Raw genomic sequence first — 21654 nt, forward strand, 5'->3', positions numbered from 1 at the left:
TCTGTTGCAGATGCCGTGCAGCAGGAAGTTGCGAGTCAGCCGTTCCGAAAAATCATCGCCACGTCGGCGGCATCCAGCACGCGCCATTCGCCGGCAGGGAGGGCGCCGAGCGGAAGGCCGCCGACGGAAACCCGCTGCAGCGTCTCGACGTGGTTGCCGGCGGCGGCGAACATCCGGCGCACCTGGTGATAGCGGCCCTCGGTGACGCCGAGCCGGGCGTGCCGCGGGCCCAGCACATCGAGGCGAGCGGGCGCCAGCGGCTCGGTCTCCGATTCCAGCAGCAGCGTGCCGCTGGCGAACAGTTCGCCCTCGTCGCCGCGCAGCTCCTGTGCCAGGGTCGCCTCGTAGACCTTGGTCACGCTCGCCTTCGGCGAAATGATCCGGTGCAGCAATGCGCCGTCGTCGGTGAACAGCAGCAGGCCCGAGGTGTCACGATCGAGCCGGCCCACCGTGGAAAGCGCCGGCGTACGCACGCGGTAGCGCGGCGGCAGCAGGTCGTAGACCACCCGACCGGGGTCCTTGCGCGAGCAGGTGACACCGAGCGGCTTGTTCATCATCAGGGTGAGCCCGGGCGGCGGATCGAGCGGCTCGTCGTCGACCCGGATGGTTTCGTACGGCACCACGTCGTCGGCGTACAGCACCTCGCCCTCGGCATCGGTGATGCGGCCCGAGCGGAACAACTGGGTCACGTCCTTGCGGCTGCCATAGCCCAGGTTCGCAATCAGCTTGACCAGTTTCATCCGCGTACTCCCGTCGCTTCGATCACCTTGAATCCTTCCTGCACGGCCAGCGCGCGCACTTCATGGAAACGCGAGGCCAGCACGGCCTCGTATGGCAGATGCCGGTTTGCCACGATCAACAACCGGCCGGCCGGCAGCAGCGCCTCGGCCGCGCTGACGATGAAGGCGCGACCCAGTTCGGGCAGGTCGGCACGCCCCTGGTGGAACGGCGGGTTGCTGACGATCGCGTCGTAACGCTGCGCCAGGCCGCGGGTCACGTCGTGCCAGCGCACCGCCACCGCCACGTCGCGACCGCATTCGCGTTGCGCCCGCGCCAGGTTGAGCCGCGCCGGCTCCAGCGCGCGCGCCTCGGCTTCGTACAGGTCGATCGCCGCGACCCGCGGGCAGCGTGCGACGACCTGCGCGGAAAGATAGCCGTAACCGGCGCCGAGATCAGCCACGCGGCCGTGCAGGTCGGCCGGCAGATCTTCCGCCAGCAGCGCCGAGGCACGGTCGATGCGGTCCCAGGCGAACAGGCCGGGACGACTGACGTAGCCGTCGGCGATCTCGCGCGGCGCGTCCAGCGCCAGCCATTCGGCCAGCAGGTCGTGGTCGACGTCGGCCGGCTGCGGCGTACTCCAGAACACCCGGCACCTGTGCTTGGACAGGTGCTGCACGGCGCCGGCCAGTCTCGCCAGGTCCGCCTCGCCCGATTTGGCGCCTTCGGCATTCGGCATCGCCGCCAGCACGGTGCCGCCCGGCGCCAGCTGCCGCAGCGCGCGGGCGAACAGGGCGCGCGCCTCGTCGCGCTGGCGCGGCGGCAACAGCAGCACCAGCGGAAATTTTTCGTCGGCCGCCGGCTCGCCCACGCGCAGGCCGTTGCGGCCCAGTTCGTCGGCAAACGGCAGGAAGCCCTGCTCGCACAGCCAGCCGGGCTGCGCCATTTCGCGCAGCCGCACGCCGGCGCGGGCGCGCAGGAACAGCACGCGGCCGTCCGCCGGCAGGCGTAGTTCACCCGACTCGAACGGCACGAACAGGGCCGTCAGCGCCGCATCCGGCGCGGCCGCGAAAAATCCGCCAGCAGTCACGTCACCCTTCCACCTCGAACAGTGGCGGCATTGTACGTGGCGGCCGGCCGGATCCGGCCGGCGGGTTCAACTTCCGCTGTGCTCGTGCACCGCATCCATCACGCGCGCGGAAAACACCAGCGCCGCGCCGGCGTTGAGCGCCACCGCCACGCCCAGCGCCTCGGCGATCTCCTCGCGGGTCGCGCCATGCTTCAGCGCCTCACCCACGTGCACCGTGATGCAGCCGTCGCAGCGGGTGGTCACCGCCACCGCCAGCCCGATCAATTCGCGGGTCTTGGCATCGAGATGACCGGTTTTCGCGCCGGCGCCGGTCAGGACCTGGTAGCCCTTCAACGTATCCGGGCTGAGCTTGCCGACTTCGCCGATGCGGCCCAGCAGTTCCTTGCGGTATTGCAGCCAGTCGAGCATGGAGGTTCCCTCGTGGCCTTGTCGCCGGGCGATACGTCCGGCCGATTCGGGATACTGTGCCCGCAGAGGTGAAATCCGGGCATCCGGCCGCCGGCGGCTACATCGCGCGTCCCATGCGACCGATCCAGCGATACATCGCCCAGGTCACCCCCACGAACACCGCGCCGCCGATCCAGATCGCCGCACCGTGGAAACCCTCCCCCACCAGCGCCAGCGGCGCGTTGCGGTTGGCGAAGCCCAGCTTGTCGGAAAACGCCACCAGCGCCGCCACGACCACGCCGAGCAGGCTCTCGCCCACGATCAGGCCGGAAGCCAGCAGCACACCCAGCTGCTTGGTCGCCTCCGCCCTCGGGCCGCGCTCGGCGCGCTGGTCGAACCATGCGCCGACCAGCGCGCCCACCACCACCATCAGCGTGGTCGAGGTGGGCAGGTAGATGCCCAGGCCCACCGCCAGCGGCGGCAGCCGCATCGACTTGCCGGTGCGCGCCAGCGCCTCGTCCAGCACGATGATGCCCACGCCGATCGCTGCGCCGATGGTGATCAGGCTCCAGTCGATGTTGCCGGTGATCACGCCCTGCGCCAGCGCCGAGATCAGTCCGGCCTGCGGCGCGGGCAGCGCGCGCGCAGGGTCCACGCCCGGCGCGCCGAGGAAACCGTAGGCCTGGTTCAGCAGGTCCAGCACCGGCGGGATCACCACCGCGCCGGCGAGCACGCCGATCACCAGCGCCCACTGCTGCAGCGAAGGCGTGGCGTCCACCAGCTGGCCGGTCTTGAGGTCCTGCAGGTTGTTGTTGGCGATCGAGGCCACCGCGAACACGATCGAGGTGATGAACAGCGCGAACGCCACCAGCGCCTTGCCCTGCTCGGCCGGCACCAGCGACTTCACGCCCAGCACCAGCAGCAGCGCGGCGATGATCACCACCAGGATGCCCACGCCGGACAGCGGGCTGTTGGAGGAGCCGATCAGCCCGGCCATGTAGCCGCAGACGGCGGAGACCAGGAAACTCAGGATCACCACGAACACCACACCGCCGGCCACCAGCAGCGTGGTGTGCTCGCCCAGCCCGCTGATGTTGCTGAAATGGCCGAGCAACCATGCCACCGGGATCAGGCACAGCAGCGTGATCAATCCCACCATGCCGATCGGCATGTCGTGCTCGGTGCGCGGCAGCGTGGCCAGCTGGCCCGCCTTGCGCACGCGCGAGGCGGCCATCGCGCCGGCCAGGCCGCCGATCACCGGCTTGACCAGCTTGGCCAGCGTCCAGATCGCCGCCACGCCGATGGTGCCGGCGCCGACGAAGCGCACGTAATGGCTCCATGCGCCCTGCGCCGCATCGGCGACCGGGCCGGCGGCCGGATGCAGCAGCAGGAAGTGCGGCACCGCCCAGCCCCAGCCGATCAGCGCGCCGACCAGCATCGCCACGCCCACCCACAGCCCGACCAGGTGGCCCACCGCGAACAGCGCGAACGACAGGCTGAAATCGAAACCGGTGGCGGCCCCCTTGTCGCCCACGCGGAAATAGCTGGACACCGCATCGGCGAACAGCCGGGTCTGCACCACCACGTAGAACACCGCCGAGACGATCGCGCCGGCGATCACCGCCTTGAGGCCGGCGCCGCCGGACTCCACCGACCCGGCCGCCTCCTCGTCGCCGCCGGAACCCACCTTCAGCACCTCGGCGCAGGCCACGCCCTCCGGGTACGGCAGGTCCGAATCGGTAACCAGCGCGCGGCGCAGCGGGATCGTGTACATCACGCCCAGCACGCCGCCGGTGGCGCAGATGCCGAACGACATCCAGAACGGGAAGCCGTTCCACCAGCCGATGATGATCAGGCCCGGCAGCACGAAGATGATCGAGGACAGCGTGCCGGCGGCCGAAGCCACCGTCTGCACGATGTTGTTCTCCTGCATGGTGGAGTTCTTCATCGCCCGCAGGATCGCCATCGAGATCACCGCGGCGGGGATCGAGGTGGCGAAGGTCAGGCCGGCCTTGAGGCCGAAGAACACGTTGGCGGCGGTGAATACCACCGTGATCACGATGCCGATGACCAGGCCGCGGATGCTGAATTCGACGCGCGGCGACGCGCCGGACATGGGTTGTGAACTCACTGGACGCTTCTCCCCAAAGCGGATGCTGCGGTGGAAGATAGCGTGGAATGGCCGCCGGGGGTTACCTGTTGGCACGTGAGAGCGGCAACCCGCGTCCGTGCCGCCGCCCCTTCACCACAACGCCAGCCGGCTCTCGAAACGCCGCGGCGCGCCGGACAGCGGATCGTCGAAGGCCAGTTCCCGCGCCAGCAGCCGCAGCGGGTTGGCGTGATCGTCGGCGGCCGCTTCGGCCAGCGCGGGGTACAGGGTGTCGCCGGCGATCGGCGCGCCGAGCGCCGCCATGTGCACACGCAACTGGTGCTTGCGCCCGCTGCGGGGGAACAGCGCGTAATGCCAGCAGGAATCGCTCCTGCCGATGACTTCGATCCGCGTCTCGCTGTTCGGTTCGCCCGCCACCTCGCGCATGCGGAAGAACGGCTCGCCGGCCACGATGCGCGAGCGCCGCAACAGCGGAAACGACGCCGCGGGCAAGGCCGGCGCCAGCGCCTCGTAGCGCTTGTCGATCCGGCGCTCGCGGAACAGCGCCTGGTACGCCGCCCGGCTCGCCGGGTTCGCCGAAAACAGCACCAGTCCGGCAGTCGCGCGGTCGATCCGGTGCAGCGGCACCAGTTGCGGGTTGTCCAGCCGCCGGACCAGGCGCCGCAACAGGGTCTGCTCGACAAACCCGCCGGATGGCGTCACCGGCAGGAAGTGCGGCTTGTCGGCCACCACCAGGTGTTCGTCGACATGCAGCACGGCTTCGGCGAACGGAATCACCGGCTCGGCCGCCACCTCGCGGTAGTAGTGGATGCGCAGCCCGGCCCGGTACGGCGTCTGCGGCGTGATCGCCACGCCGCACCCGTCCAGCACCCGCCCGCGCGCGATCCGCTCCAGCCACTGCGCGCGACCGATCGCGGCGAAGCGGGCGCACAGCGCGTCGAGCACGGTCGCCCAGCTGCCGGCCGGCAGGTGCACGGTGCTGGCATCGCTGTCGCGGGTGAAAGGCACGGCGGGAGTATCCATGTGGGCCGCCAGTCTAATCCGCCGACCGCCGGTCCATGCCAGCGCGTAGAATGGACGGCTTGTTGTCCGAAGGCACCCGCATGGCACTCAACGCCACCATCTACAAGGTCGAACTGCAGGTCAGCGACATGGACCGGCATTACTACGCCACCCACGCGCTGACCCTGGCGCGGCATCCCTCCGAGACCGAGGAGCGGCTGATGGTGCGCCTGCTGGCGTTCGCGCTGTATGCCGACGAGCGGCTGGAGTTCGGCAAGGGCATCAGCGACGAGGACGAACCGGCGCTGTGGCGCAAGGCGTACACCGGCGAGATCGAGTTGTGGCTCGAAGTCGGCCAGCCCGACGAGGCGCGCATCCGCAAGGCCTGCGGCCGCTCGCGCCAGGTGGTGGTGCTCAACTACGGCGGCAACGCGGCGGAACTCTGGTGGAACAAGGTCGGCCACGCGCTCGGCCGCCACAAGAACCTCAGCGTGCTCTACATCCCCGCCGCGACGGTGACCGCGCTGGTCGAACTGCTGCAACGGGGCATGCGCCTGCAGGCGCTGGTGCAGGACGGCCAGTTGCAGCTGATGAACGAGAGCGACGCGGTCGCCGTCGATCCGCTCAAGCGGATGGTCGCGGCCGAACTGGTCAGCTGACGGCCCGCTGCCGGCCGCCTCGGCGCGGTTTCCCGCATAATCCCCGCCTGATCCCTTCCGTCTTCCGGAGTCTTCCCATGCGCTGGTTGCTGCCCCTGCTCGCCGTCTTCGCCCTCGTGGCCTGCAGCGCGCCACCGCAGGCCCATGCCAGCGGCAAGGTCGACAAGCTCACCGTGATCGACCGGAAGGTCGGTACCGGCGCGGAGGCGAAGGCCGGCATGGACGTGCTGGTCCACTACACCGGTTGGCTCTACGACGAGAACGCCAGGGACAAGCACGGCGCCAAGTTCGACAGCTCGTACGACCATGGCGCGCCGTTCAACTTCACCCTCGGCGCCGGCCGGGTGATCGACGGCTGGGACCAGGGCGTCGCCGGCATGCGCGTGGGCGGCAAGCGCACCCTGCTGATCCCCGCCGAACTCGGCTACGGTGCCCGCGGCGCCGGCGCCGACATTCCGCCAAACGCCTCGCTGGTGTTCGACGTGGAACTGATCGACGTCAGCGCGCATTGAGTTTCCGCCCACTTCCCGCACCCCCGATACCGTCATGCGCAATCCCCTGCAGGAACAACTGCTCAAGGCCGGCCTGGTCAAGAAGGGCCAGGTGGCCAAGGTCGTGCGCGAGCAGGCGAAGAAGCACCTGGGCAAGGCCCCGCTGACGCCGGGCGTCGAGCAGGCGGAAGCGCAACGGCTGCTGGTCGAGAAGGCGGAACGCGATCGCGCGCTGGCCGCCGAGCGCAATGCGCAGGCGCGGGCGAGCGAAGCACGCGCGCAGGTGCGGCAGATCGTCGAAGCGCACAAGGTGAAGCGCGAGGGCGAGATCGCCTACCGCTTCACCGACGGCGACCGGATCAGGGACGTGCTGGTCAACGAGGGGCTGCGTGCGCAGCTGGCCGCCGGTGCGCTGGTGGTCGTGCGCGATGGCGAGGGCTACGAACTGTTGCCGCGAGTTGCCGCCGACAAGATCCGCGAGCGCGACCCGGCGATGATCGTGCTCGACCACGGTCGCGCCGAAGCCGGCAGCGGCAGCGACGCGGACGATGAGTACTACCGGCGGTTCCAGGTGCCGGACGACCTGGTCTGGTAGCGCGCGGGGAAACCATGCCGTAGCTTTGTAGGGCGGGCACCGCCCGCCAGCTCTTGATGGTCAGAGCGGCGGGCAGTGCCCGCCCTACGCATTGGCGCGCGATCTTTTGAAGCGCTCAGCGTTTTGGCTCCAGCAAATCCCAGCCATTGCCGTACAGGTCCTCGAACACCGCCACCGTGCCGTAGGCCTCGTGCCTCGGTTGTTCGCGGAAGTGCACGCCGGCGGCGCGCATGCGCTGCCAGTCGCGCTGGAAGTCGTCGGTATGGAGCAGCAGGAACACCCGGCCGCCGGTCTGGTTGCCGATGTGCGAAACCTGCTCGTCGCCCTTCGCCTTCGCCAGCAGCAGGCGGGTTTCGCTGGAGCCGGGCGGCGCCAGCAGCACCCAGCGCTTGCCGTCGCCCAGGTCGGCATCCTCGACCAGCGCGAAACCGAGCGCGCGGGTGTACCAGGCAATCGCCTCGTCGTAGTCGGCGACCAGCAGCGCAAGCGCGCCCAGATGCTGCTTCATTTTCGCCTTGCCTGGAGTATGGGAAGCGGGCCCAGTTCGGCCTGCCGTTTTTTCGCCAGCTTCGCGCGCACCAGCGTATAGGCGTCGAGGATGAACGCTTCCAGCTCCGCGGTGGCGAAGCGCTGCGGTTCGATCACCGAGATCCAGCGCGCCCGTGCCAGGTACGGCGCAGGGATGATGCCGGGCTGGTCGGTGAGCTCGAGGAAACGGTCGTCGGCCACCTTGAACGACAGCCGCCCGCCCTCGCTGCCGTCCGACGGCATCACCGCGAACATCTTGCCGTCCACGCTGAACACCATGTCGATGCCCCATTTCGTATCGCGGGAGACGCCGGGCCAGTGGCCGCACAGCGCTGCGAGTCGGGCGGCGCCGAGGCCGCGGGACGGTTTGCCGGTCACGCCATGCTCCATGGATGGAAGCCAGTCCGGCCATTGTGAGGGGCCGCGCGCCGCCTGTCTGCCACGCCGCGACATTCCGTGCCGCAACATGGCGCGGCCCGATCACGACCGGCGTATCGTACGCATGCGACAGCGCACCGCGGAGGCCGTCATTGCAAATTCATGTTGCACCGCACACAATACGCAAAAGTACGGAACTGCCATGATTCCCGCCATCGACTTCGCCGCCCCGACCCGCCACGCCCTCCTGCCCCCGCGCGCCCACGAGCGCTTTGCGCGCCCGCACGTGCAGTCCACGCCACGGGGCGAGCAGGTACGCACCGAGGACGGCCGCGAGCTGGTGCTGCGCGCGATCGAGCCGGGCGACGTGGCGGCGATGCAACGCTGTTTCACCCGGCTGTCGCCGGAGGACATCCGGCGGCGCTTCCTGCATGCGATGTCCGAGCTGCCGACGCCGATGGCGCAGCGGTTGTGCCGCATCGATCCCGCGTTCGAGACCGCTTTCGTGCTGATGGACGAGTCGATCAAGCCGGCCGAGATGCGCGGCGTGGGCCGGATCTTCGTCGACGAAGCCACCGACAGCGCCGAGTTCTCGGTGCTGGTGGAACACGACTGGAGCCGCCGCGGCCTGGGCGCGCTGCTGATGCAGCACCTGGTCGAGGACTGCCGTCGCCGCGGCCTCGCCGAGCTGTGGGGCTACGTGCTGCTGGAGAACCGGCCGATGCTGCAGCTGTGCAGGGAGCTGGGCTTCACCCAGCGCATGCTGCCGGACGAACCGGGCACCGCGTTGATCACGCTCAGGCTCTGAGCGAACGGCATTCCCTCCTCCTCGATCGGAGGTGCATGCCGCAGGAAGGGTGCAGGGGCGCATCGCGTTACACTTGCCCGCTTTCCCCGGCGCGGCTCGATGGCAGCGCCTCGAACACGCATCCCCCATGCCCAGCCCGATCAAGCACCCGCCGCTGCCCACCACCCCGAAGCAACGCCGCTACTGGACACCACCGCACGGCTCCGCCCGGGCGCTGCTGCTGGCCGAGGCAGCGCGCACGCACGACGGCCTGCTGGTGGTGGTGGCGCGCGATACCCAGCGCGCGCAGGCGCTGGAGGCGGAACTGAAGATCTTCGCCGGTGGCCTGCCGGTGCTGCACTTCCCGGACTGGGAAACCCTGCCCTACGACGCGTTCAGCCCGCACCCGGAGATCGTCTCGCAGCGCATCGCCACGCTGTATCGCCTGCCGGGCGTGAAGCGCGGCGTGCTGGTGGTGCCGGTAGCCACGCTGATGCAGCGGATCGCGCCGCGCTCGCACATCACCGGCTCCGGGCTGGTGCTGGCGAAGGGCCAGAAGCTCGACCTGGCGACCGAGCAGCGCCGGCTGGAAGCGTCCGGCTACCGCAACGTGCCGCAGGTGGCCGAGCCGGGCGACTTCGCGGTGCGCGGCGCGCTGCTCGACATATTCCCGATGGGCACGACCGAGCCGTACCGCATCGAGCTGTTCGACGACGAGGTGGAGTCGATCCGCAGTTTCGACCCCGAGACCCAGCGCTCGCAACAGCAGGTGGACAAGGTCGAGCTGCTGCCCGCGCGCGAGTTCCCGCTCACCGAGGAAGCGGCGAAGGAATTCCGCAGCAACCTGCGCGAGCGCTTTCCGATCGACGTGCGCCGCTGCCCGCTGTACCAGGACATGAAGGAAGGCGTGACGCCCGGCGGGATCGAGTACTACCTGCCGTTGTTCTTCCCTGTGAAGAATCCGCACATGGATGTGCGGGGTGTTGCGGAGGATCCGCATACAGGTACGGCCACGCTGTTCGACTACCTCGCCGACGACGCGCTGTTCGTGCTCGGCGAAGGCGCCGGCGAAGCGGCCGACCAGTTCTGGACGCAGACCGCCGAACGCTACGACCAGCGCGCCCACGACATCGAACGCCCCGTGCTGCCGCCGGCCGAGCTCTATCTGCCACCGGAAAAACTGCGCGAACAGCTCAACAGGCGGCTGCGCGTGGAAGTGGTCGAGGCCGGCCACGAGCACGCCGTCGACAGCGGCACCCAGCCGGCGCCGGAATTGCCGCTCAACCGCAAGGGCGAGGAACCCGGCACATCGCTCCGGCATTTCCTGTCCAGCTACCCGGGGCGCGTGCTGATCGCGGCCGATTCGGCGGGGCGGCGCGAGGCGTTGATCGAGACGCTGGCGGCGGCAGGGTTGAAGCCGCAGAGCGTCGAAGGCTGGGCTGACTTTCTCCTCCCCCTGCCGGCAGGGGAGGGAGTCAAGTTCGCCATCACCGTCGCACCGCTCGAACAGGGCTTTGCGCTGACCAAGCCCGCGCTTGCGGTGCTCACCGAGCGCGAATTGTACGGCGAGCGGGTGCGCAGCGAGCGCGACCGCAAGCGCCGCCGTGGCACCGCGCGCGATCCGGAAAGCATCATCCGCGATCTCACCGAGCTCACCATCGGTGCGCCGATCGTGCACGTGGATCACGGCGTGGGCCGTTACCAGGGCCTGGTGTCAATGGATGTCGGCGGCATGGATGGCGAGTTCCTCACCATCGAATACGCCAGGGGCGACAAGCTGTACGTGCCGGTGGCGCAACTCGGCCTGGTCAGCCGCTACTCCGGCACCGCGCCCGAGCTGGCGCCGCTGCATTCGCTGGGCGGCGACGCGTGGGAACGCGCGCGCAGGAAGGCTGCGGAGAAAGTGCGCGACGTCGCCGCCGAGCTGCTGGCGATCTACGCGCAGCGCCAGGCGCGCGGCGGCGAATCGCTGCCGATCGACCGCCAACTGGTGGAGGAGTTCGGCAGCACCTTCCCGTTCGAGGAAACCCCCGACCAGGAAACCGCGATCGAGGCCGTGCTGGTCGACCTGGCCGCGCCGCGCGCGATGGACCGGGTGATCTGCGGCGACGTCGGCTTCGGCAAGACCGAAGTCGCGCTGCGCGCCGCGTTCGCCACCGCCACCGCCGGCAAGCAGGTCGCCGTGCTGGTGCCGACCACCCTGCTCGCCCAGCAGCATTACCGCAACTTTGCGGACCGGTTCGCCGACTGGCCGGTGCGGGTGGACGTGCTGTCGCGCTTCAAGTCGACCAAGGAAGTGAACGAGGCGCTGAAGCGCCTCGCCGACGGCCAGATCGACGTGATCGTGGGCACCCACAAGCTGCTGCAGCCGGACGTCAAGTTCAGGAACCTCGGCCTGGTCATCGTCGACGAGGAGCAGCGCTTCGGCGTGCGCCAGAAGGAGCAGCTGAAGAAGCTGCGTGCCGAAGTGGACCTGCTGACGATGACCGCCACGCCGATCCCGCGCACGCTGAACATGGCGATGGCCGGCCTGCGCGACCTCTCGCTGATCGCCACCCCGCCGGCGCACCGCTCGGCCGTGCGCACCTTCATCACGGCGTGGGATCCGGCGACGATCCGCGAGGCGCTGCAGCGCGAGCTGTCGCGCGGCGGCCAGGTGTATTTCCTGCACAACGAGGTGCAGAGCATCGAACGCACCGTGCGCGAACTGGAGGATCTCGTGCCGGACGCGCGCATCCGCATCGCCCACGGCCAGATGCCCGAGCGCGAGCTGGAACAGGTGATGGCGGATTTCCATCGGCAGCGTTTCAACGTGCTGGTGTGCACCACCATCATCGAAACCGGCATCGACATCCCCACCGCCAACACCATCATCATCGACCGCGCCGACCACTTCGGCCTGGCCCAGCTGCACCAGTTGCGCGGCCGCGTGGGCCGCTCGCATCACCGCGCGTATGCCTACCTCGTGGTGCCCGACCGCAAGTCGATCACCGCGGACGCGCAGAAGCGGCTGGAGGCGCTGGCTTCGCTGGAAGAGCTCGGCGCCGGCTTCACCCTGGCCACGCACGACCTGGAAATCCGCGGTGCCGGCGAGCTGCTCGGCGACGAGCAGTCGGGCCAGATCCAGGAGATCGGCTTCGGCCTGTACACCGAGTTGCTGGACCGCGCTGTGCGCGCACTGAAGTCGGGCAAGGTGCCGGATTTCGACCTGAGCTCCGAGCACGAAACCGAGGTCGAGCTGCACCTGCCCGCACTGATCCCCGACGACTACCTGCCCGACGTGCACCACCGCCTCACGCTGTACAAGCGCATCGCCAGCGCGCGCAGCGAGGACGATCTGCGCGACCTGCAGGTGGAGATGATCGACCGCTTCGGCCTGCTGCCCGATCCGACCAGGCAACTCTTTGCAGTGGCCGGCCTGAAGCTGATGGCCACCCCGCTCGGCATCCGCAAGCTCGACTTCGGCGCCAGCGGCGGCCGCATCGTGTTCCGCGAGAAGCCCGAGATCGACCCGATGACCATCATCAAGCTGATCCAGCGCCAGCCGCGCGTATACAGGCTGGACGGCCAGGACAAGCTGAAGGTGATCCTCGACCTGCCCGGCGCCAGCGAGCGCGTCCGCACCGCGCAGGAACTGCTGGTGACGCTGGGCGCGCGCCGGCCCGCCTGAATCCGCCACAAGTGACCCCACGCGTTCCGGCCGGACCGGGCCGGCTGGATCCGTGGTCGGCCGACCCGCGCCGCACGCCAGCCCGGTCATGCACTGGCACGGCCCGTGCTTGACCTGGAAGCGAAAGATGCGGCAGCGTGACGCCCCTGAGCGAGGGTAATGACTCGCCGGTCCAGCGGAACGCAATATCCACATGTACCCATGTACAAGGATCGCGTCGGGGGAGAAAGGCAAATGGAAAGGCTGATCGCAATGCCGGTACCGGGCCGCTGCAGGCGGTCATGGTGCGGCTTCGTGCTCGGCCTGCTGTGGCTGCTGGGCGGCGTGGCCCACGCCGCCACCGCGCTGAACGGCGCCTGGCGCGAGGCACGTCCCGGCGACACGCCGCAAGTCGTGCTCGACGAGTACCACGCCGGCCTGTTGCGGAGTTTCGATCCGTCCCTGCTGCAACGCTTTCCCGGCAGCGACCGCGGCAGCTGGGTGGTGCTCGCGCCGCAACCGCCGTGGGACGACGCCGGGCGCATGCTGACGATCTATCCGCCCACGCTGGGTGCGGTCACGGTATACGAGCAAGGCATCCCGCGGATGCTGGCGCTCGACGACTTCGGCGCGACAATCCACGGCCACGGCCGGCTGGCCTGGCAGGTGCCGGCCGGCACCGCGGCATCGGCAGCCATCCTGCTCAGGTTCGAGCCATCGTCGCTGCTGAGCGCGCCGGTGCGGTTCCAGTTGCAGTCGCCGTTCGAATACGCAAGGCAGGATGCACAGTGGCTGGCGTTCGCCAGCGCCTGTTTCGCGGTGATGCTGGCGATGGTGCTGATGGCGGTGTGCTTCGCGCTGATGCTACGCGACGTCACCTATGCCTGGTACGCCGGCTACATCCTCTGCTACGCGCTGATCCAGGGCATCCAGACCGGCTTCCTGTTCCATCCGATGGAATGGCAATGGCTGGCCGGCGCAACCCTGCTGGCCGGCTCGGCCGCGGTGGCATTGTCGGTCGCGTTCGCGTCGCTGTTCATGATGCGTTTCTGCGAGCTGCCGCGTTACGCGCCGCTGCTGCGGGTACCGATCGTGGCGCTGGCGGTGGGCATGATCCTGCTGGTGCTGATGCGCTGCAGCCGGCTTTCGCTGCTGGTGGAGGTGGCGCAGGTGCTGCTCAACCCGCTGCTGATGATCGGCGCCGTGTTGTTGCTGGTGGTCGCCTGCGTCGCCGCCGCGCGCCGCTCGCGCCAGGCGTGGTTTTTCCTCGCCGGCTGGACGCCGCTGCTGCTCCTCACTGCGCTGACCAGCGCCCAGGTGGGCGGTGCGCTGCCGCAACTGGACTGGCTCAACGACGCCAGCCTGGCTGGCGGCGCGTTCGAGGCGGTCGTGCTGTCGATCGGCCTGGCCGACCGCGCGCTCCGGTTGCGCCACGACCGCGACATCGTGCGCGTGCTGGCCGACCACGATGCGCTCACCAACGTGTTCAACCGCCGCGCCTGGACCGAGCGGGCCAGTGCCCTGCTGTCCGGCGGCCCGCCGCGGCCGATCGCGCTGCTGTTCCTCGACCTGGATCATTTCAAGCTGCTGAACGACCGCCAGGGCCACAACGCCGGCGACCGCGCACTGGTTGCCGTGGCCAAGGCGCTGAACGCCGAACTGCGACCTGCCGACCTGCTCGGCCGCTACGGCGGCGAGGAGTTCGTCGCCCTGCTCGACGGTACGCCGGCAGTGCAGGCCATGCACGTGGCAACCCGCCTGTGCCGGCGCGTGCACCGCCTGGAGATAGCCGTCGGCGACGATCCACTGCTGCTCACCATCAGCATCGGCGTCGCCCTGCGGCGCGAGGGCGACGACGTGGAATCGCTGGTCGACCGCGCCGACCAGGCCATGTACGACGCCAAGCTCGGCGGCCGCAACCGGGTGTCGCTGCATGCCGGCAGCAAGCTGCCGCCGGATGGCCCGCACCTCCATGTGGTGGAAAAGCGCGAGCGCTGAACAGGCCCGCGATCAGCGTTGCGCCAGCTCCCGCGCCGCCGCCACTACCTCGGCTTCGCCCGGCAGCACCAGCAGCGCCGCACCGGCCAGCGGGGTGAAGGTGTCGGCGCCCACCACGCGCCTGATCGGCGTGGCGCCATGGCCGCCCTCGACGATCGCGGTGATCACGCCCTCGCCCACGCCGGCGCTCTTGCGGCCCTCGTCCAGCACCAGGATGCGTTTGGCCGTCTTCGCCTGCGCTGCGATGAAGGCGTCGTTGAGCGGCGCCAGCCAGCGCAGGTCGACCACGCGTACCTGCCAGCCCAGTTCCTGCTCGATCGTGCGCGCGGCTCGCAACGCCATCGGCACGCCGTTGCCGAAGGTGAACACCACCAGGTCGTTTGCCGCCTCGTGGTAGATGCGGCCCTCGCCCAGCGTCATCGCCTGGTCCGGCGCCGGATAGTCGAACTGCCACTGGCCATCGCCTGCCTCGTACAGGTCTTTGGTCATGTACAGCGCGATCGGTTCGAGGAAGGCGCAGACGCGGCCGTCCACCTTGGCCAGCGCCATCAGCGCGCGCAGCATCATCGCCGCGTCGTCGCCGCGGCTGGGGCAGCCGACCACCAGGCCGGGTATGTCGCGCAGCGCGGTGATCGAGTTGTCGTTGTGGAAGTGGCCGCCGAAGCCCTTCTGGTAGCCCAGCGACGCAACCCGCATCACCAGCGGGTTGCGGTACTGGCCGTTGGAGAAGAACTGCAGCGACGCCGCCTCGCCGCGGATCTGGTCGCAGGCGTTGTGGAAGTACGCCAGGTACTGGATCTCCGGGATCGGCAGCATGCCCATGTTCGCGTAGCCCTGGGCCAGGCCCAGGATCATCGTCTCGTCGAGCAGCGTGTTGAACACGCGGCTGCCCTTGAACGCCTTGTTGAGGCCCTTGGTGACGGTGTACACGCCGCCCTTCTGCGCCACGTCCTCGCCGAACAGCAGCGCCTCGGGATACTTCGCCAGCAGGTCGTGCAGGGCCTGGCCGATCTGGATCGCCAGGTGCCGCGGCGGCAGTCTCTCCGGCAGCTTCGCCTCGCCGCCGAACACCGCCAGGCGTTTGTCGGCGTAGTCGGCCCGCTCGGCCTCGGCCTTCACCGCAGCGGGCGTGTACGGCGCCAGCGGCTTCATGACCTCGGCAAGCGAGGTCAGCCGCGGCAGCGAATCCGCCTCCTCGGCGGCGGCGAAGCAGCGCTTGCGGGTGGCCTCGTACAGGCCCAGCAGCGCATCCTTCGAGTACAGGCCCGACTCCAGCGCGATGCCGGCCGAGCGCAGCAGCGGGTCGGAACACTCGACGGCGAAGAGCTCCTCGATGCTGCGCCACTCGATCTCGAAATCGGTGCCGGCGTGGCCCATCACGCGGGTGGTCTTGAGATGCAGGAAGGTCGGCCGGCGCGTCGTGCGGCAATGCTCCACCGCGCGCTGCACCTGGGCGTAGCCTTCGGCCAGGTCGAGGCCGTCGGCGAAGAAGTAGTCGAGGTTGGCGCGATGCTGGTAGTTGTTCGCGACCCAACCGGCGGGTGTTTTGACCGAGATGCCGATGCCGTTGTCCTCGCACACGAACAGCACCGGCGCCGGCAGCTTCTGATACGCCGTCCACGCCGCGGCGTTGAACGCGGTCTGCGCGGTGGCGTGGTTGCTGGAGGCGTCGCCAAACGAGCAGATCGCGATGCTGTCCTCGGGGATCGGCAGCGTGTGGCCGATGCGCCGCGCCTGCTCGATCGCCACCGCGGTGCCCAGCGCCTTGGGCAGGTGCGAGGCGATCGTCGAGGTCTGCGGCAAGACCCACAACGGCTTGCTACCCCACACCTTGTGGCGGCCACCGGAAGCCGGGTCCTGCTTGCTGGCGGCGAAGGAGAGCGCTGAGTCCATCACCGGGTCCATACCCGGGATCTTGCGGAAGCGCTCGGCCATGAAGCCGCCGGAGCGGTAATGCAGGAACGCCGGATCGGTATGCCGGCTCAGCCGCGCCACCATCGCGTTGCCTTCGTGCCCGCTGGAACCGATCGTGTAGAACACCTTGTTCTGCACTCGCAGCACGCGCGCCATCAGGTCGAGGTGGCGCGAGATCAGCTGCGATTCGAACAACTCACGGAAACCGCGCGCGTCCAGCGCGCTGCCCGGCAGCACCGCGTCGCCGTCGCGCGGCGCGGCGCGCACGTCGCCCTGCCACAGCTGCACGAACTCGATGAAGTTCTGGTCGACGATCTCGGCCCGGTTGAAGCCCTTGTGGCGGGCGCTGAGGGTGAACGGAATGGACATGGCGTGTTGTCGGTGAGGTGGAGGAATGTTCCTACAGCGGTAGATGCTGCAGCGGAGTATGGCCCGGCTGTGCCCGCACGCGATCGAGCCACGCACGGATGTTGGGAAAGGCGGACAGGTCGAAACCGCCGTCGCCGGCGCAATGGGTGTACGCATACAGCGCAATGTCGGCGACGCCGTAGCGCTCGCCGACGAACCAGTCGCGCCCGGCCAGATGCCGTTCCATCACCGCCAGCACCTGCGCGCCCTTCTGCAGCAGCGCGGGGAGTTCGGCCTGGCGCGGATGGTCGGACGGCAGCCAGCCGCGGATGAAGCGCGCCACCGCGATGCACGGCTCGTGGCTGTACTGCTCGAAGAACAGCCACTGCAGCGTCTGCGCGCGCAGCCAGGCATCCTCGGGCCCGGATCCATTCGGCCAGTAGGCGGTGCCTTCGGCGAGGTAGCACAGGATCGCGTCGGACTCCGCCAGCCGGCGGCCGTCCTCCAGCTCCAGCAGCGGCACCTTGCCGTTCGGGTTCTTCGCCAGGTAGTCCGGCGTGCGTGTCTCGCCGTGCGCGCTGTCCACGTCCACCCAGCGGTAGTCGCGGCCCAGCTGGTCCAGCAGCAACTGCAGCTTGTAGCAGTTGCCGGAGGCGCGCATGCCGTAGATGGTGATCATGGCCTTTCCCTACTCAGTTGTTTCAGCAGCGCCACGCGCTGCAGATCCTTGGGACGTCCGAAACTTTCCAGCACGCGGATCTGTTCCACCACTGCGGGAATCGGCACCGCGAGGCCGGCCACGTCCACCGTGACGACCTCGCCGATCCGCACCGGCTTCCAGCCGCGTTCGCCGCACAGTTCGAGGCCGCCCATCACTTCCACCGGCAGGCCGGGGAAAAGGAACCGGGCGAAACGCGAGCGGAAGCGCTCCGCGGAGGGCGGCACCCAGGTCTCATCGCGTCTTGCCTGCCAGTGCCCGATCAGAGTGTCCGCGTCGCGGACGCTGGTCAGCACGTCGAGGTCGGCCACCGCCACTTCGGCACCGGCCAGTCGCGCCGCGGCGCTGCCGATCAGCATCCACGGATCACGGCAATGACGGTGCAGGTCCGGGATCGCCGCGGCGAGTGCCTGCTGCCATGCCGTCACCGGATCGACCCGAGCAGCCACATTCATGACCGTGCGCGGCGCTGGCGCCACTGCTCGCGGGTCTGCCCCCAGACATCGATCGCCACCTCCTGGAACGGAGGTGGCAGCTTGCCCGGACCTTTCATCGTTGAGCCCAGGCGCTTCGCCACGTTCTGCGAGGCGACGTTGCCGGGATCGATGCAATGGATGAGGTCGTCCCAACCGAGGTTGTCGAAGGCCCAGTCGATCGCGGCGGTGCCGGCTTCGGTGGCATAGCCCTTGCCCCAGGCACGTGGATGGAAGGCGTAACCGATCTCGTTGCCCGGCCAGCCTTCCGGCTTCCACGGCCCGATCTGGCCCATCCACAGGCCGCTGCCTTTCTCGATCACGCCGAACATGCCGAAGCCCTGCACGAGCCACGCGCCCGGTTGCCACAGGAAACGCCGCCACGCCTCCGGCCGCGTCACCTGCCCCCCGATGAAACGGGCCGCATCCGCATTGCCCTGCAGTTCCGCGAAACCGTCGAAATCCTCGACCCGTGGCGGGCGCAGGATCAAACGGTCGGTTTCCAGCATCGGGCCGAAATGTGTCATGCCTTCGCCACCCTCACGCAGTCTTCTCCCGTCAATGGAAGAAGCGCCAGGAAATCAGAACGCGTTGATGCCGGTCAGCTCGCGGCCCACCACCAGCTCGTGCACGGTTTCGGTGCCCTCGTAGGTGATCACCGATTCCAGGTTCAGCGCATGGCGGATCGCGCCGTGCTCGGTGGTGATGCCGGCGCCGCCGAGGATGTCGCGGCACTGGCGCGCGATGTCGATCGCCATGCGGCAGTTGTTCCACTTGGCCAGCGAGACCTGGGTCGGCTGCATCTTGCCGGCGTCCTTCAGCCGGCCCAGCTGCAGCGATAGAAGCTGGGCGGTGGTGATGCGGCGGGCCATGTCGGCGAGCTTCAGCTGGATCGCCTGGTTCGAGGCCAGCGGGCGGCCGAACAGGATGCGCTCGGCGGTGTAGTCGAGCACTTCCTTGAGGCACGCCTGCGCCGCGCCGATCGGGCCCCAGGTAATGCCGTAGCGGGCCTGGGTCAGGCAGCCCAGCGGACCCTTCAGCCCCTTCACGTTCGGCAGTCGCGCACTGTCCGGCACGCGCACGTTGTCGAAGAACAGCGCGCTGGTGACCGAGGCGCGCAGGCTCATCTTCTTGTGCACTTCCTGCGCGGTGAAGCCCTTGGTGTCGGTCGGCACGATGAAGCCCTGGATGCCGTCCCCGGTCTGCGCCCACACGATCGCGATGTGCGCCAGGTTGCCGTTGGTGATCCACATCTTGGCGCCGTTGATGACCCAGTCGCCGCCGTCCTGCTTCGCATGGGTCTTCATGTTGGCCGGATCGGAGCCGCCGTGCGGCTCGGTCAGGCCGAAGCAGCCGATCACCTCGCCGGCCGCCATCTTCGGCAGGTAGTGCAGCTTCTGCTCCTCGCTGCCGTAGGCGTAGATCGGGTACATGCACAGCGAGCTCTGCACCGAGGCGAAGCTGCGCAGGCCCGAGTCGCCCCGCTCCAGCTCCTGGCAGATCAGGCCGTAGCTCACGCCGTTCATGCCGGCGCAGCCGTACTTCTCGGGAATGGTGGCGCCGAGCAGGCCGAGGCTGGCGATCTCGGGCACCAGCTCCTTGGGGAAACGGCCCTGGTCGAAGCAGTCGCCGATGATCGGCAGCACGCGCTCGTCGACGAAGCGTCCGACGGTGTCCTGCACCATGCGCTCCTCGTCGGTGAGCAGCGAGCGGACGTCGTACAGATCGAGCGGATTCAGACTGACAGCCATGGAAGCTCCGGAGAGGGGGCGTAAAAGCCGGTATTGTAGCGCGTGCCATGTTGCCGCACAGGCCGCCGCGTACCCGACGGACGCGTACGGCCCGCGTTGGGCCTCGCCTTGCCCGGCCCCATCTTCCGCTCTCATCCCGCGCTTCACGTTTTCCCACGGAAACCCCATGTTCAAAGGTGTCCTGCTCGGCTTCATGGCCTTCGCCGCGTTCGCCATCAGCGACGCGTTCGTGAAGTCGCTGCGCGGCTCGCTGCCGGCCTACGAGGCGGTGTTCTTCGGTGCCGCGCTGGGCCTGACCGCGCTGCCGTTCATCAAGGGCGCCGACGCCCGCTGGCGGGACGTGGTGCTGGCGCAGCGCCAGGGCCTGTGGCTGGTGCGTGCCGCCGCCAGCGCGGTCGGCAGCATCGCGGCGGTGGTCGCCTTCACCGCGCTGCCGATGGCGGAGGCGTTCGTGCTGATCTTCCTGCTGCCTATCTTCGTCACCATACTGTCGGTGCTGGTGCTGAAGGAGCACGTCGGCTGGCGCCGCTGGTCGGCCGTGGTGGCGGGCTTCATCGGCGTGCTGGTGGTGCTGCGGCCCGGTTTTCGCGCACTCGGCATCGGCCACCTGGCAGCCACGGTGTGCGGACTCTCCGGCGCCGTCTCGATGATCGCGCTGCGCCTGTCCGGCGCGCATGAGAAGCGGGTGACGCTGTACGGTGCCGGCATGATCGGCTCGATGTTGGTCGCCGGGCTGATGATGCTGGCCAGCTTCCGCTGGCCGGATTTCGACCAGTGGCTGCTCCTGCTCGGCTACGGCCTGCTCGCCGCGCTCGGCTCCGTGCTGCTGATGCTGGCCACGCAGAAGGCGCCCGCCAATCACGTCGCGCCGACCCAGTACAGCCAGATGCTGTGGGCCGTGCTGTTCGGCTATGTGCTGTTCCACGACCCACTGGACTGGCCGATGGCGATCGGCATCGCGATCATCCTCGGTGCCGGCCTGTTCACCTTCGTGCGCGAGGAACAGGTGACGCGGTGGTGGAAACGGGCCCGCATCGTCTAGTTGTCCCCGGACGGCCATCCGCCCGTGCCCCATGCCTTGTTGCCGGGACAATGGCTTGGCACACTGCTGCACCCATCGGTTGATCCCCCTCCATGCCGGAACAAGCTGCCAGCGATCGTCCCTCGCCCCCGCCGGTCCGGCTCTCGCCCGTCGTGGCGGGGCTGTGGCGCCTCGCCGAATGGAAGCTGGACGTCAAGCAGCGCCTGCGCTGGATCGAGCAGACGCTGGAACTGGGCATCACCAGCTTCGACCACGCGGACATCTACGGCGACTACCGCGCCGAGGCGCTGTTCGGCGAGGCGCTGAAGGTCGAACCGGCGCTGCGCGGTCGCATGCAGCTGGTGACCAAATGCGGCATCCGCCTGCGCTCGGCGCAGCGGCCGTACCGGATCAACCACTACGACACCTCGCCGGCCTATGTGCGGGCGCAGGTGGAGCGGTCGCTGCTCAACCTGCACACCGAGCGGCTGGACCTGGTGCTGATCCACCGGCCGGATTACCTGATGGAAGCCGCGGCACTCGCCGACACGTTCGCCACGCTGACCCGCGAAGGCAAGGTGGCGCATTGGGGAGTGTCCAACCACACCGCCAGCCAGTTCGCCCTGCTCCACCGGCATCACCCGCTGGCGACCAACCAGGTCGAGTTGTCGCCCCTGACGATGGACGCGCTCGACGACGGCACGCTCGACCAGGCCCAGCAACTGGGACTGCGCCCGATGATCTGGTCGCCGCTGGGCGGCGGCCGGCTGTTCACCAGCCGGGACGAACAGGCCGTGCGCCTGCGCACCGAAATGGACGCCATCGCCGCGCGCCTCGGCATCAGCCTCGCCACCCTGGCTTATGCCTGGATCCTGCGCCACCCCTCGCGCCCGCATCCGATCACCGGCAGCGGCCGGATCGACGGATTGCGCGAGGCAGTCGCCGCACTCGACGTCAAGCTCGATACCGAGGACTGGTACGCGATCTGGACGGCGAGCAAGGGGCACGCCGTACCCTGACGGCCACGGCCGCCCGCTG

The 21654-nt window shown here is 69.0% G+C and carries 20 protein-coding genes; 8 read left to right on the forward strand and 12 right to left on the reverse strand.

The annotated features are described in order from the left end of the window. Nucleotides 1-35 precede the first annotated feature (35 nt). From DEO45_RS04225 to DEO45_RS04245, 5 genes are all read right to left on the reverse strand, one after another. Nucleotides 36-740, reverse strand: a complete 705-nt coding sequence (locus tag DEO45_RS04225; protein ID WP_114341039.1) for a pseudouridine synthase — start codon at nucleotides 738-740, stop codon at nucleotides 36-38. Further along, nucleotides 737-1807: a class I SAM-dependent methyltransferase gene (locus DEO45_RS04230; RefSeq protein ID WP_114341040.1), complete on the reverse strand. Its 1071-nt coding sequence runs from the start codon at nucleotides 1805-1807 to the stop codon at nucleotides 737-739. Before DEO45_RS04230 ends, DEO45_RS04225 begins: the two co-directional genes overlap by 4 nt. A gap of 66 nt (nucleotides 1808-1873) precedes the next feature. Then, a complete protein-coding gene (locus DEO45_RS04235; RefSeq protein WP_114341041.1) occupies nucleotides 1874-2215 on the reverse strand; it encodes a carboxymuconolactone decarboxylase family protein in 342 nt (113 codons plus the stop codon). Nucleotides 2216-2312: 97 nt separating this feature from the next. Next, on the reverse strand, nucleotides 2313-4310 hold the full coding sequence (locus DEO45_RS04240) for an OPT family oligopeptide transporter (protein ID WP_114341042.1): 1998 nt from the start codon (nucleotides 4308-4310) through the stop codon (nucleotides 2313-2315). A 126-nt stretch (nucleotides 4311-4436) separates the two neighbouring features. After that, nucleotides 4437-5327 carry a pseudouridine synthase gene (locus tag DEO45_RS04245; RefSeq protein ID WP_114341043.1) on the reverse strand — a complete coding sequence of 297 codons (891 nt, stop codon included), beginning with the start codon at nucleotides 5325-5327 and terminating at the stop codon, nucleotides 4437-4439. An 80-nt stretch (nucleotides 5328-5407) separates the two neighbouring features. Here DEO45_RS04245 and DEO45_RS04250 point away from each other — a divergent pair, with 80 nt between their 5' ends. The 3 genes from DEO45_RS04250 to DEO45_RS04260 all read left to right on the forward strand — a co-directional run bounded on the left by DEO45_RS04250 (nucleotide 5408) and on the right by DEO45_RS04260 (nucleotide 7051). Then, a complete protein-coding gene (locus DEO45_RS04250) occupies nucleotides 5408-5965 on the forward strand; it encodes a YaeQ family protein (RefSeq protein WP_114341317.1) in 558 nt (185 codons plus the stop codon). Nucleotides 5966-6042: 77 nt separating this feature from the next. Continuing rightward, nucleotides 6043-6477 carry an FKBP-type peptidyl-prolyl cis-trans isomerase gene (locus tag DEO45_RS04255; protein ID WP_114341044.1) on the forward strand — a complete coding sequence of 145 codons (435 nt, stop codon included), beginning with the start codon at nucleotides 6043-6045 and terminating at the stop codon, nucleotides 6475-6477. A 34-nt stretch (nucleotides 6478-6511) separates the two neighbouring features. Further along, on the forward strand, nucleotides 6512-7051 hold the full coding sequence (locus DEO45_RS04260) for a DUF2058 domain-containing protein (RefSeq protein ID WP_114341045.1): 540 nt from the start codon (nucleotides 6512-6514) through the stop codon (nucleotides 7049-7051). A gap of 115 nt (nucleotides 7052-7166) precedes the next feature. On the opposite strand, the gene DEO45_RS04265 is transcribed toward DEO45_RS04260, so the two are convergent. After that, nucleotides 7167-7559 carry a VOC family protein gene (locus tag DEO45_RS04265; protein WP_114341046.1) on the reverse strand — a complete coding sequence of 131 codons (393 nt, stop codon included), beginning with the start codon at nucleotides 7557-7559 and terminating at the stop codon, nucleotides 7167-7169. Next, a complete protein-coding gene (locus DEO45_RS04270; RefSeq protein ID WP_223250781.1) occupies nucleotides 7556-7957 on the reverse strand; it encodes an MmcQ/YjbR family DNA-binding protein in 402 nt (133 codons plus the stop codon). The genes DEO45_RS04265 and DEO45_RS04270 overlap by 4 nt, the downstream gene beginning before the upstream one ends. Nucleotides 7958-8159: 202 nt before the next feature. Between DEO45_RS04270 and DEO45_RS04275 the strand changes: the two genes are divergently transcribed. From DEO45_RS04275 to DEO45_RS04285, 3 genes are all read left to right on the forward strand, one after another. Beyond that, nucleotides 8160-8765, forward strand: a complete 606-nt coding sequence (locus DEO45_RS04275; protein ID WP_114341048.1) for a GNAT family N-acetyltransferase — start codon at nucleotides 8160-8162, stop codon at nucleotides 8763-8765. 127 nt (nucleotides 8766-8892) lie between these two features. Then, nucleotides 8893-12414 carry a transcription-repair coupling factor gene (mfd, locus tag DEO45_RS04280; protein WP_114341049.1) on the forward strand — a complete coding sequence of 1174 codons (3522 nt, stop codon included), beginning with the start codon at nucleotides 8893-8895 and terminating at the stop codon, nucleotides 12412-12414. 234 nt (nucleotides 12415-12648) lie between these two features. Further along, nucleotides 12649-14391: a sensor domain-containing diguanylate cyclase gene (locus DEO45_RS04285; protein ID WP_114341050.1), complete on the forward strand. Its 1743-nt coding sequence runs from the start codon at nucleotides 12649-12651 to the stop codon at nucleotides 14389-14391. Between the two features lie 12 nt (nucleotides 14392-14403). Here the strand turns inward: DEO45_RS04285 and DEO45_RS04290 are convergent, their stop codons facing one another. The 5 genes from DEO45_RS04290 to DEO45_RS04310 are packed head-to-tail and all read right to left on the reverse strand — an operon-like array spanning nucleotide 14404 to nucleotide 19595. Beyond that, nucleotides 14404-16674, reverse strand: coding sequence for a thiamine pyrophosphate-dependent enzyme (locus tag DEO45_RS04290; protein WP_114341051.1), 2271 nt, complete (start codon nucleotides 16672-16674; stop codon nucleotides 14404-14406). Nucleotides 16675-16705: 31 nt separating this feature from the next. Further along, nucleotides 16706-17332 (reverse strand): glutathione S-transferase family protein, encoded by a 627-nt coding sequence (locus DEO45_RS04295; protein ID WP_114341052.1) that lies wholly within the window; start codon nucleotides 17330-17332, stop codon nucleotides 16706-16708. Next, nucleotides 17329-17826: a hypothetical protein gene (locus tag DEO45_RS04300; protein ID WP_114341318.1), complete on the reverse strand. Its 498-nt coding sequence runs from the start codon at nucleotides 17824-17826 to the stop codon at nucleotides 17329-17331. The genes DEO45_RS04295 and DEO45_RS04300 overlap by 4 nt, the downstream gene beginning before the upstream one ends. Next, nucleotides 17823-18371 (reverse strand): GNAT family N-acetyltransferase, encoded by a 549-nt coding sequence (locus DEO45_RS04305; protein ID WP_114341053.1) that lies wholly within the window; start codon nucleotides 18369-18371, stop codon nucleotides 17823-17825. Before DEO45_RS04305 ends, DEO45_RS04300 begins: the two co-directional genes overlap by 4 nt. Nucleotides 18372-18425: 54 nt before the next feature. Further along, on the reverse strand, nucleotides 18426-19595 hold the full coding sequence (locus DEO45_RS04310) for an acyl-CoA dehydrogenase family protein (RefSeq protein WP_114341054.1): 1170 nt from the start codon (nucleotides 19593-19595) through the stop codon (nucleotides 18426-18428). A 166-nt stretch (nucleotides 19596-19761) separates the two neighbouring features. Here DEO45_RS04310 and DEO45_RS04315 point away from each other — a divergent pair, with 166 nt between their 5' ends. Beyond that, nucleotides 19762-20637 carry a DMT family transporter gene (locus DEO45_RS04315; RefSeq protein WP_114341055.1) on the forward strand — a complete coding sequence of 292 codons (876 nt, stop codon included), beginning with the start codon at nucleotides 19762-19764 and terminating at the stop codon, nucleotides 20635-20637. Between the two features lie 92 nt (nucleotides 20638-20729). Further along, a complete protein-coding gene (locus tag DEO45_RS04320; protein WP_114341056.1) occupies nucleotides 20730-21635 on the forward strand; it encodes an aldo/keto reductase in 906 nt (301 codons plus the stop codon). The last annotated feature ends 19 nt before the right edge of the window (nucleotides 21636-21654 follow it).

The organism is Rhodanobacter denitrificans, from assembly GCF_003335105.1.
Classification (GTDB): Bacteria; Pseudomonadota; Gammaproteobacteria; order Xanthomonadales; family Rhodanobacteraceae; genus Rhodanobacter; species Rhodanobacter denitrificans_A.

Excerpts from the sequence above, each read along its gene's own strand:
- DEO45_RS04225 (WP_114341039.1), bottom strand. The coding sequence starts at position 740 with ATGAAACTGGTCAAGCTGATTGCGAACCTGGGCTATGGCAGCCGCAAG.
- DEO45_RS04235 (WP_114341041.1), bottom strand. The coding sequence starts at position 2,215 with ATGCTCGACTGGCTGCAATACCGCAAGGAACTGCTGGGCCGCATCGGC.
- DEO45_RS04240 (WP_114341042.1), bottom strand. The coding sequence starts at position 4,310 with ATGTCCGGCGCGTCGCCGCGCGTCGAATTCAGCATCCGCGGCCTGGTC.
- DEO45_RS04245 (WP_114341043.1), bottom strand. The coding sequence starts at position 5,327 with ATGGATACTCCCGCCGTGCCTTTCACCCGCGACAGCGATGCCAGCACC.
- DEO45_RS04250 (WP_114341317.1), top strand. The coding sequence starts at position 5,408 with ATGGCACTCAACGCCACCATCTACAAGGTCGAACTGCAGGTCAGCGAC.
- DEO45_RS04255 (WP_114341044.1), top strand. The coding sequence starts at position 6,043 with ATGCGCTGGTTGCTGCCCCTGCTCGCCGTCTTCGCCCTCGTGGCCTGC.
- DEO45_RS04260 (WP_114341045.1), top strand. The coding sequence starts at position 6,512 with ATGCGCAATCCCCTGCAGGAACAACTGCTCAAGGCCGGCCTGGTCAAG.
- DEO45_RS04265 (WP_114341046.1), bottom strand. The coding sequence starts at position 7,559 with ATGAAGCAGCATCTGGGCGCGCTTGCGCTGCTGGTCGCCGACTACGAC.
- DEO45_RS04275 (WP_114341048.1), top strand. The coding sequence starts at position 8,160 with ATGATTCCCGCCATCGACTTCGCCGCCCCGACCCGCCACGCCCTCCTG.
- mfd (WP_114341049.1), top strand. The coding sequence starts at position 8,893 with ATGCCCAGCCCGATCAAGCACCCGCCGCTGCCCACCACCCCGAAGCAA.
- DEO45_RS04285 (WP_114341050.1), top strand. The coding sequence starts at position 12,649 with ATGGAAAGGCTGATCGCAATGCCGGTACCGGGCCGCTGCAGGCGGTCA.
- DEO45_RS04290 (WP_114341051.1), bottom strand. The coding sequence starts at position 16,674 with ATGTCCATTCCGTTCACCCTCAGCGCCCGCCACAAGGGCTTCAACCGG.
- DEO45_RS04295 (WP_114341052.1), bottom strand. The coding sequence starts at position 17,332 with ATGATCACCATCTACGGCATGCGCGCCTCCGGCAACTGCTACAAGCTG.
- DEO45_RS04300 (WP_114341318.1), bottom strand. The coding sequence starts at position 17,826 with ATGAATGTGGCTGCTCGGGTCGATCCGGTGACGGCATGGCAGCAGGCA.
- DEO45_RS04305 (WP_114341053.1), bottom strand. The coding sequence starts at position 18,371 with ATGACACATTTCGGCCCGATGCTGGAAACCGACCGTTTGATCCTGCGC.
- DEO45_RS04310 (WP_114341054.1), bottom strand. The coding sequence starts at position 19,595 with ATGGCTGTCAGTCTGAATCCGCTCGATCTGTACGACGTCCGCTCGCTG.
- DEO45_RS04315 (WP_114341055.1), top strand. The coding sequence starts at position 19,762 with ATGTTCAAAGGTGTCCTGCTCGGCTTCATGGCCTTCGCCGCGTTCGCC.
- DEO45_RS04320 (WP_114341056.1), top strand. The coding sequence starts at position 20,730 with ATGCCGGAACAAGCTGCCAGCGATCGTCCCTCGCCCCCGCCGGTCCGG.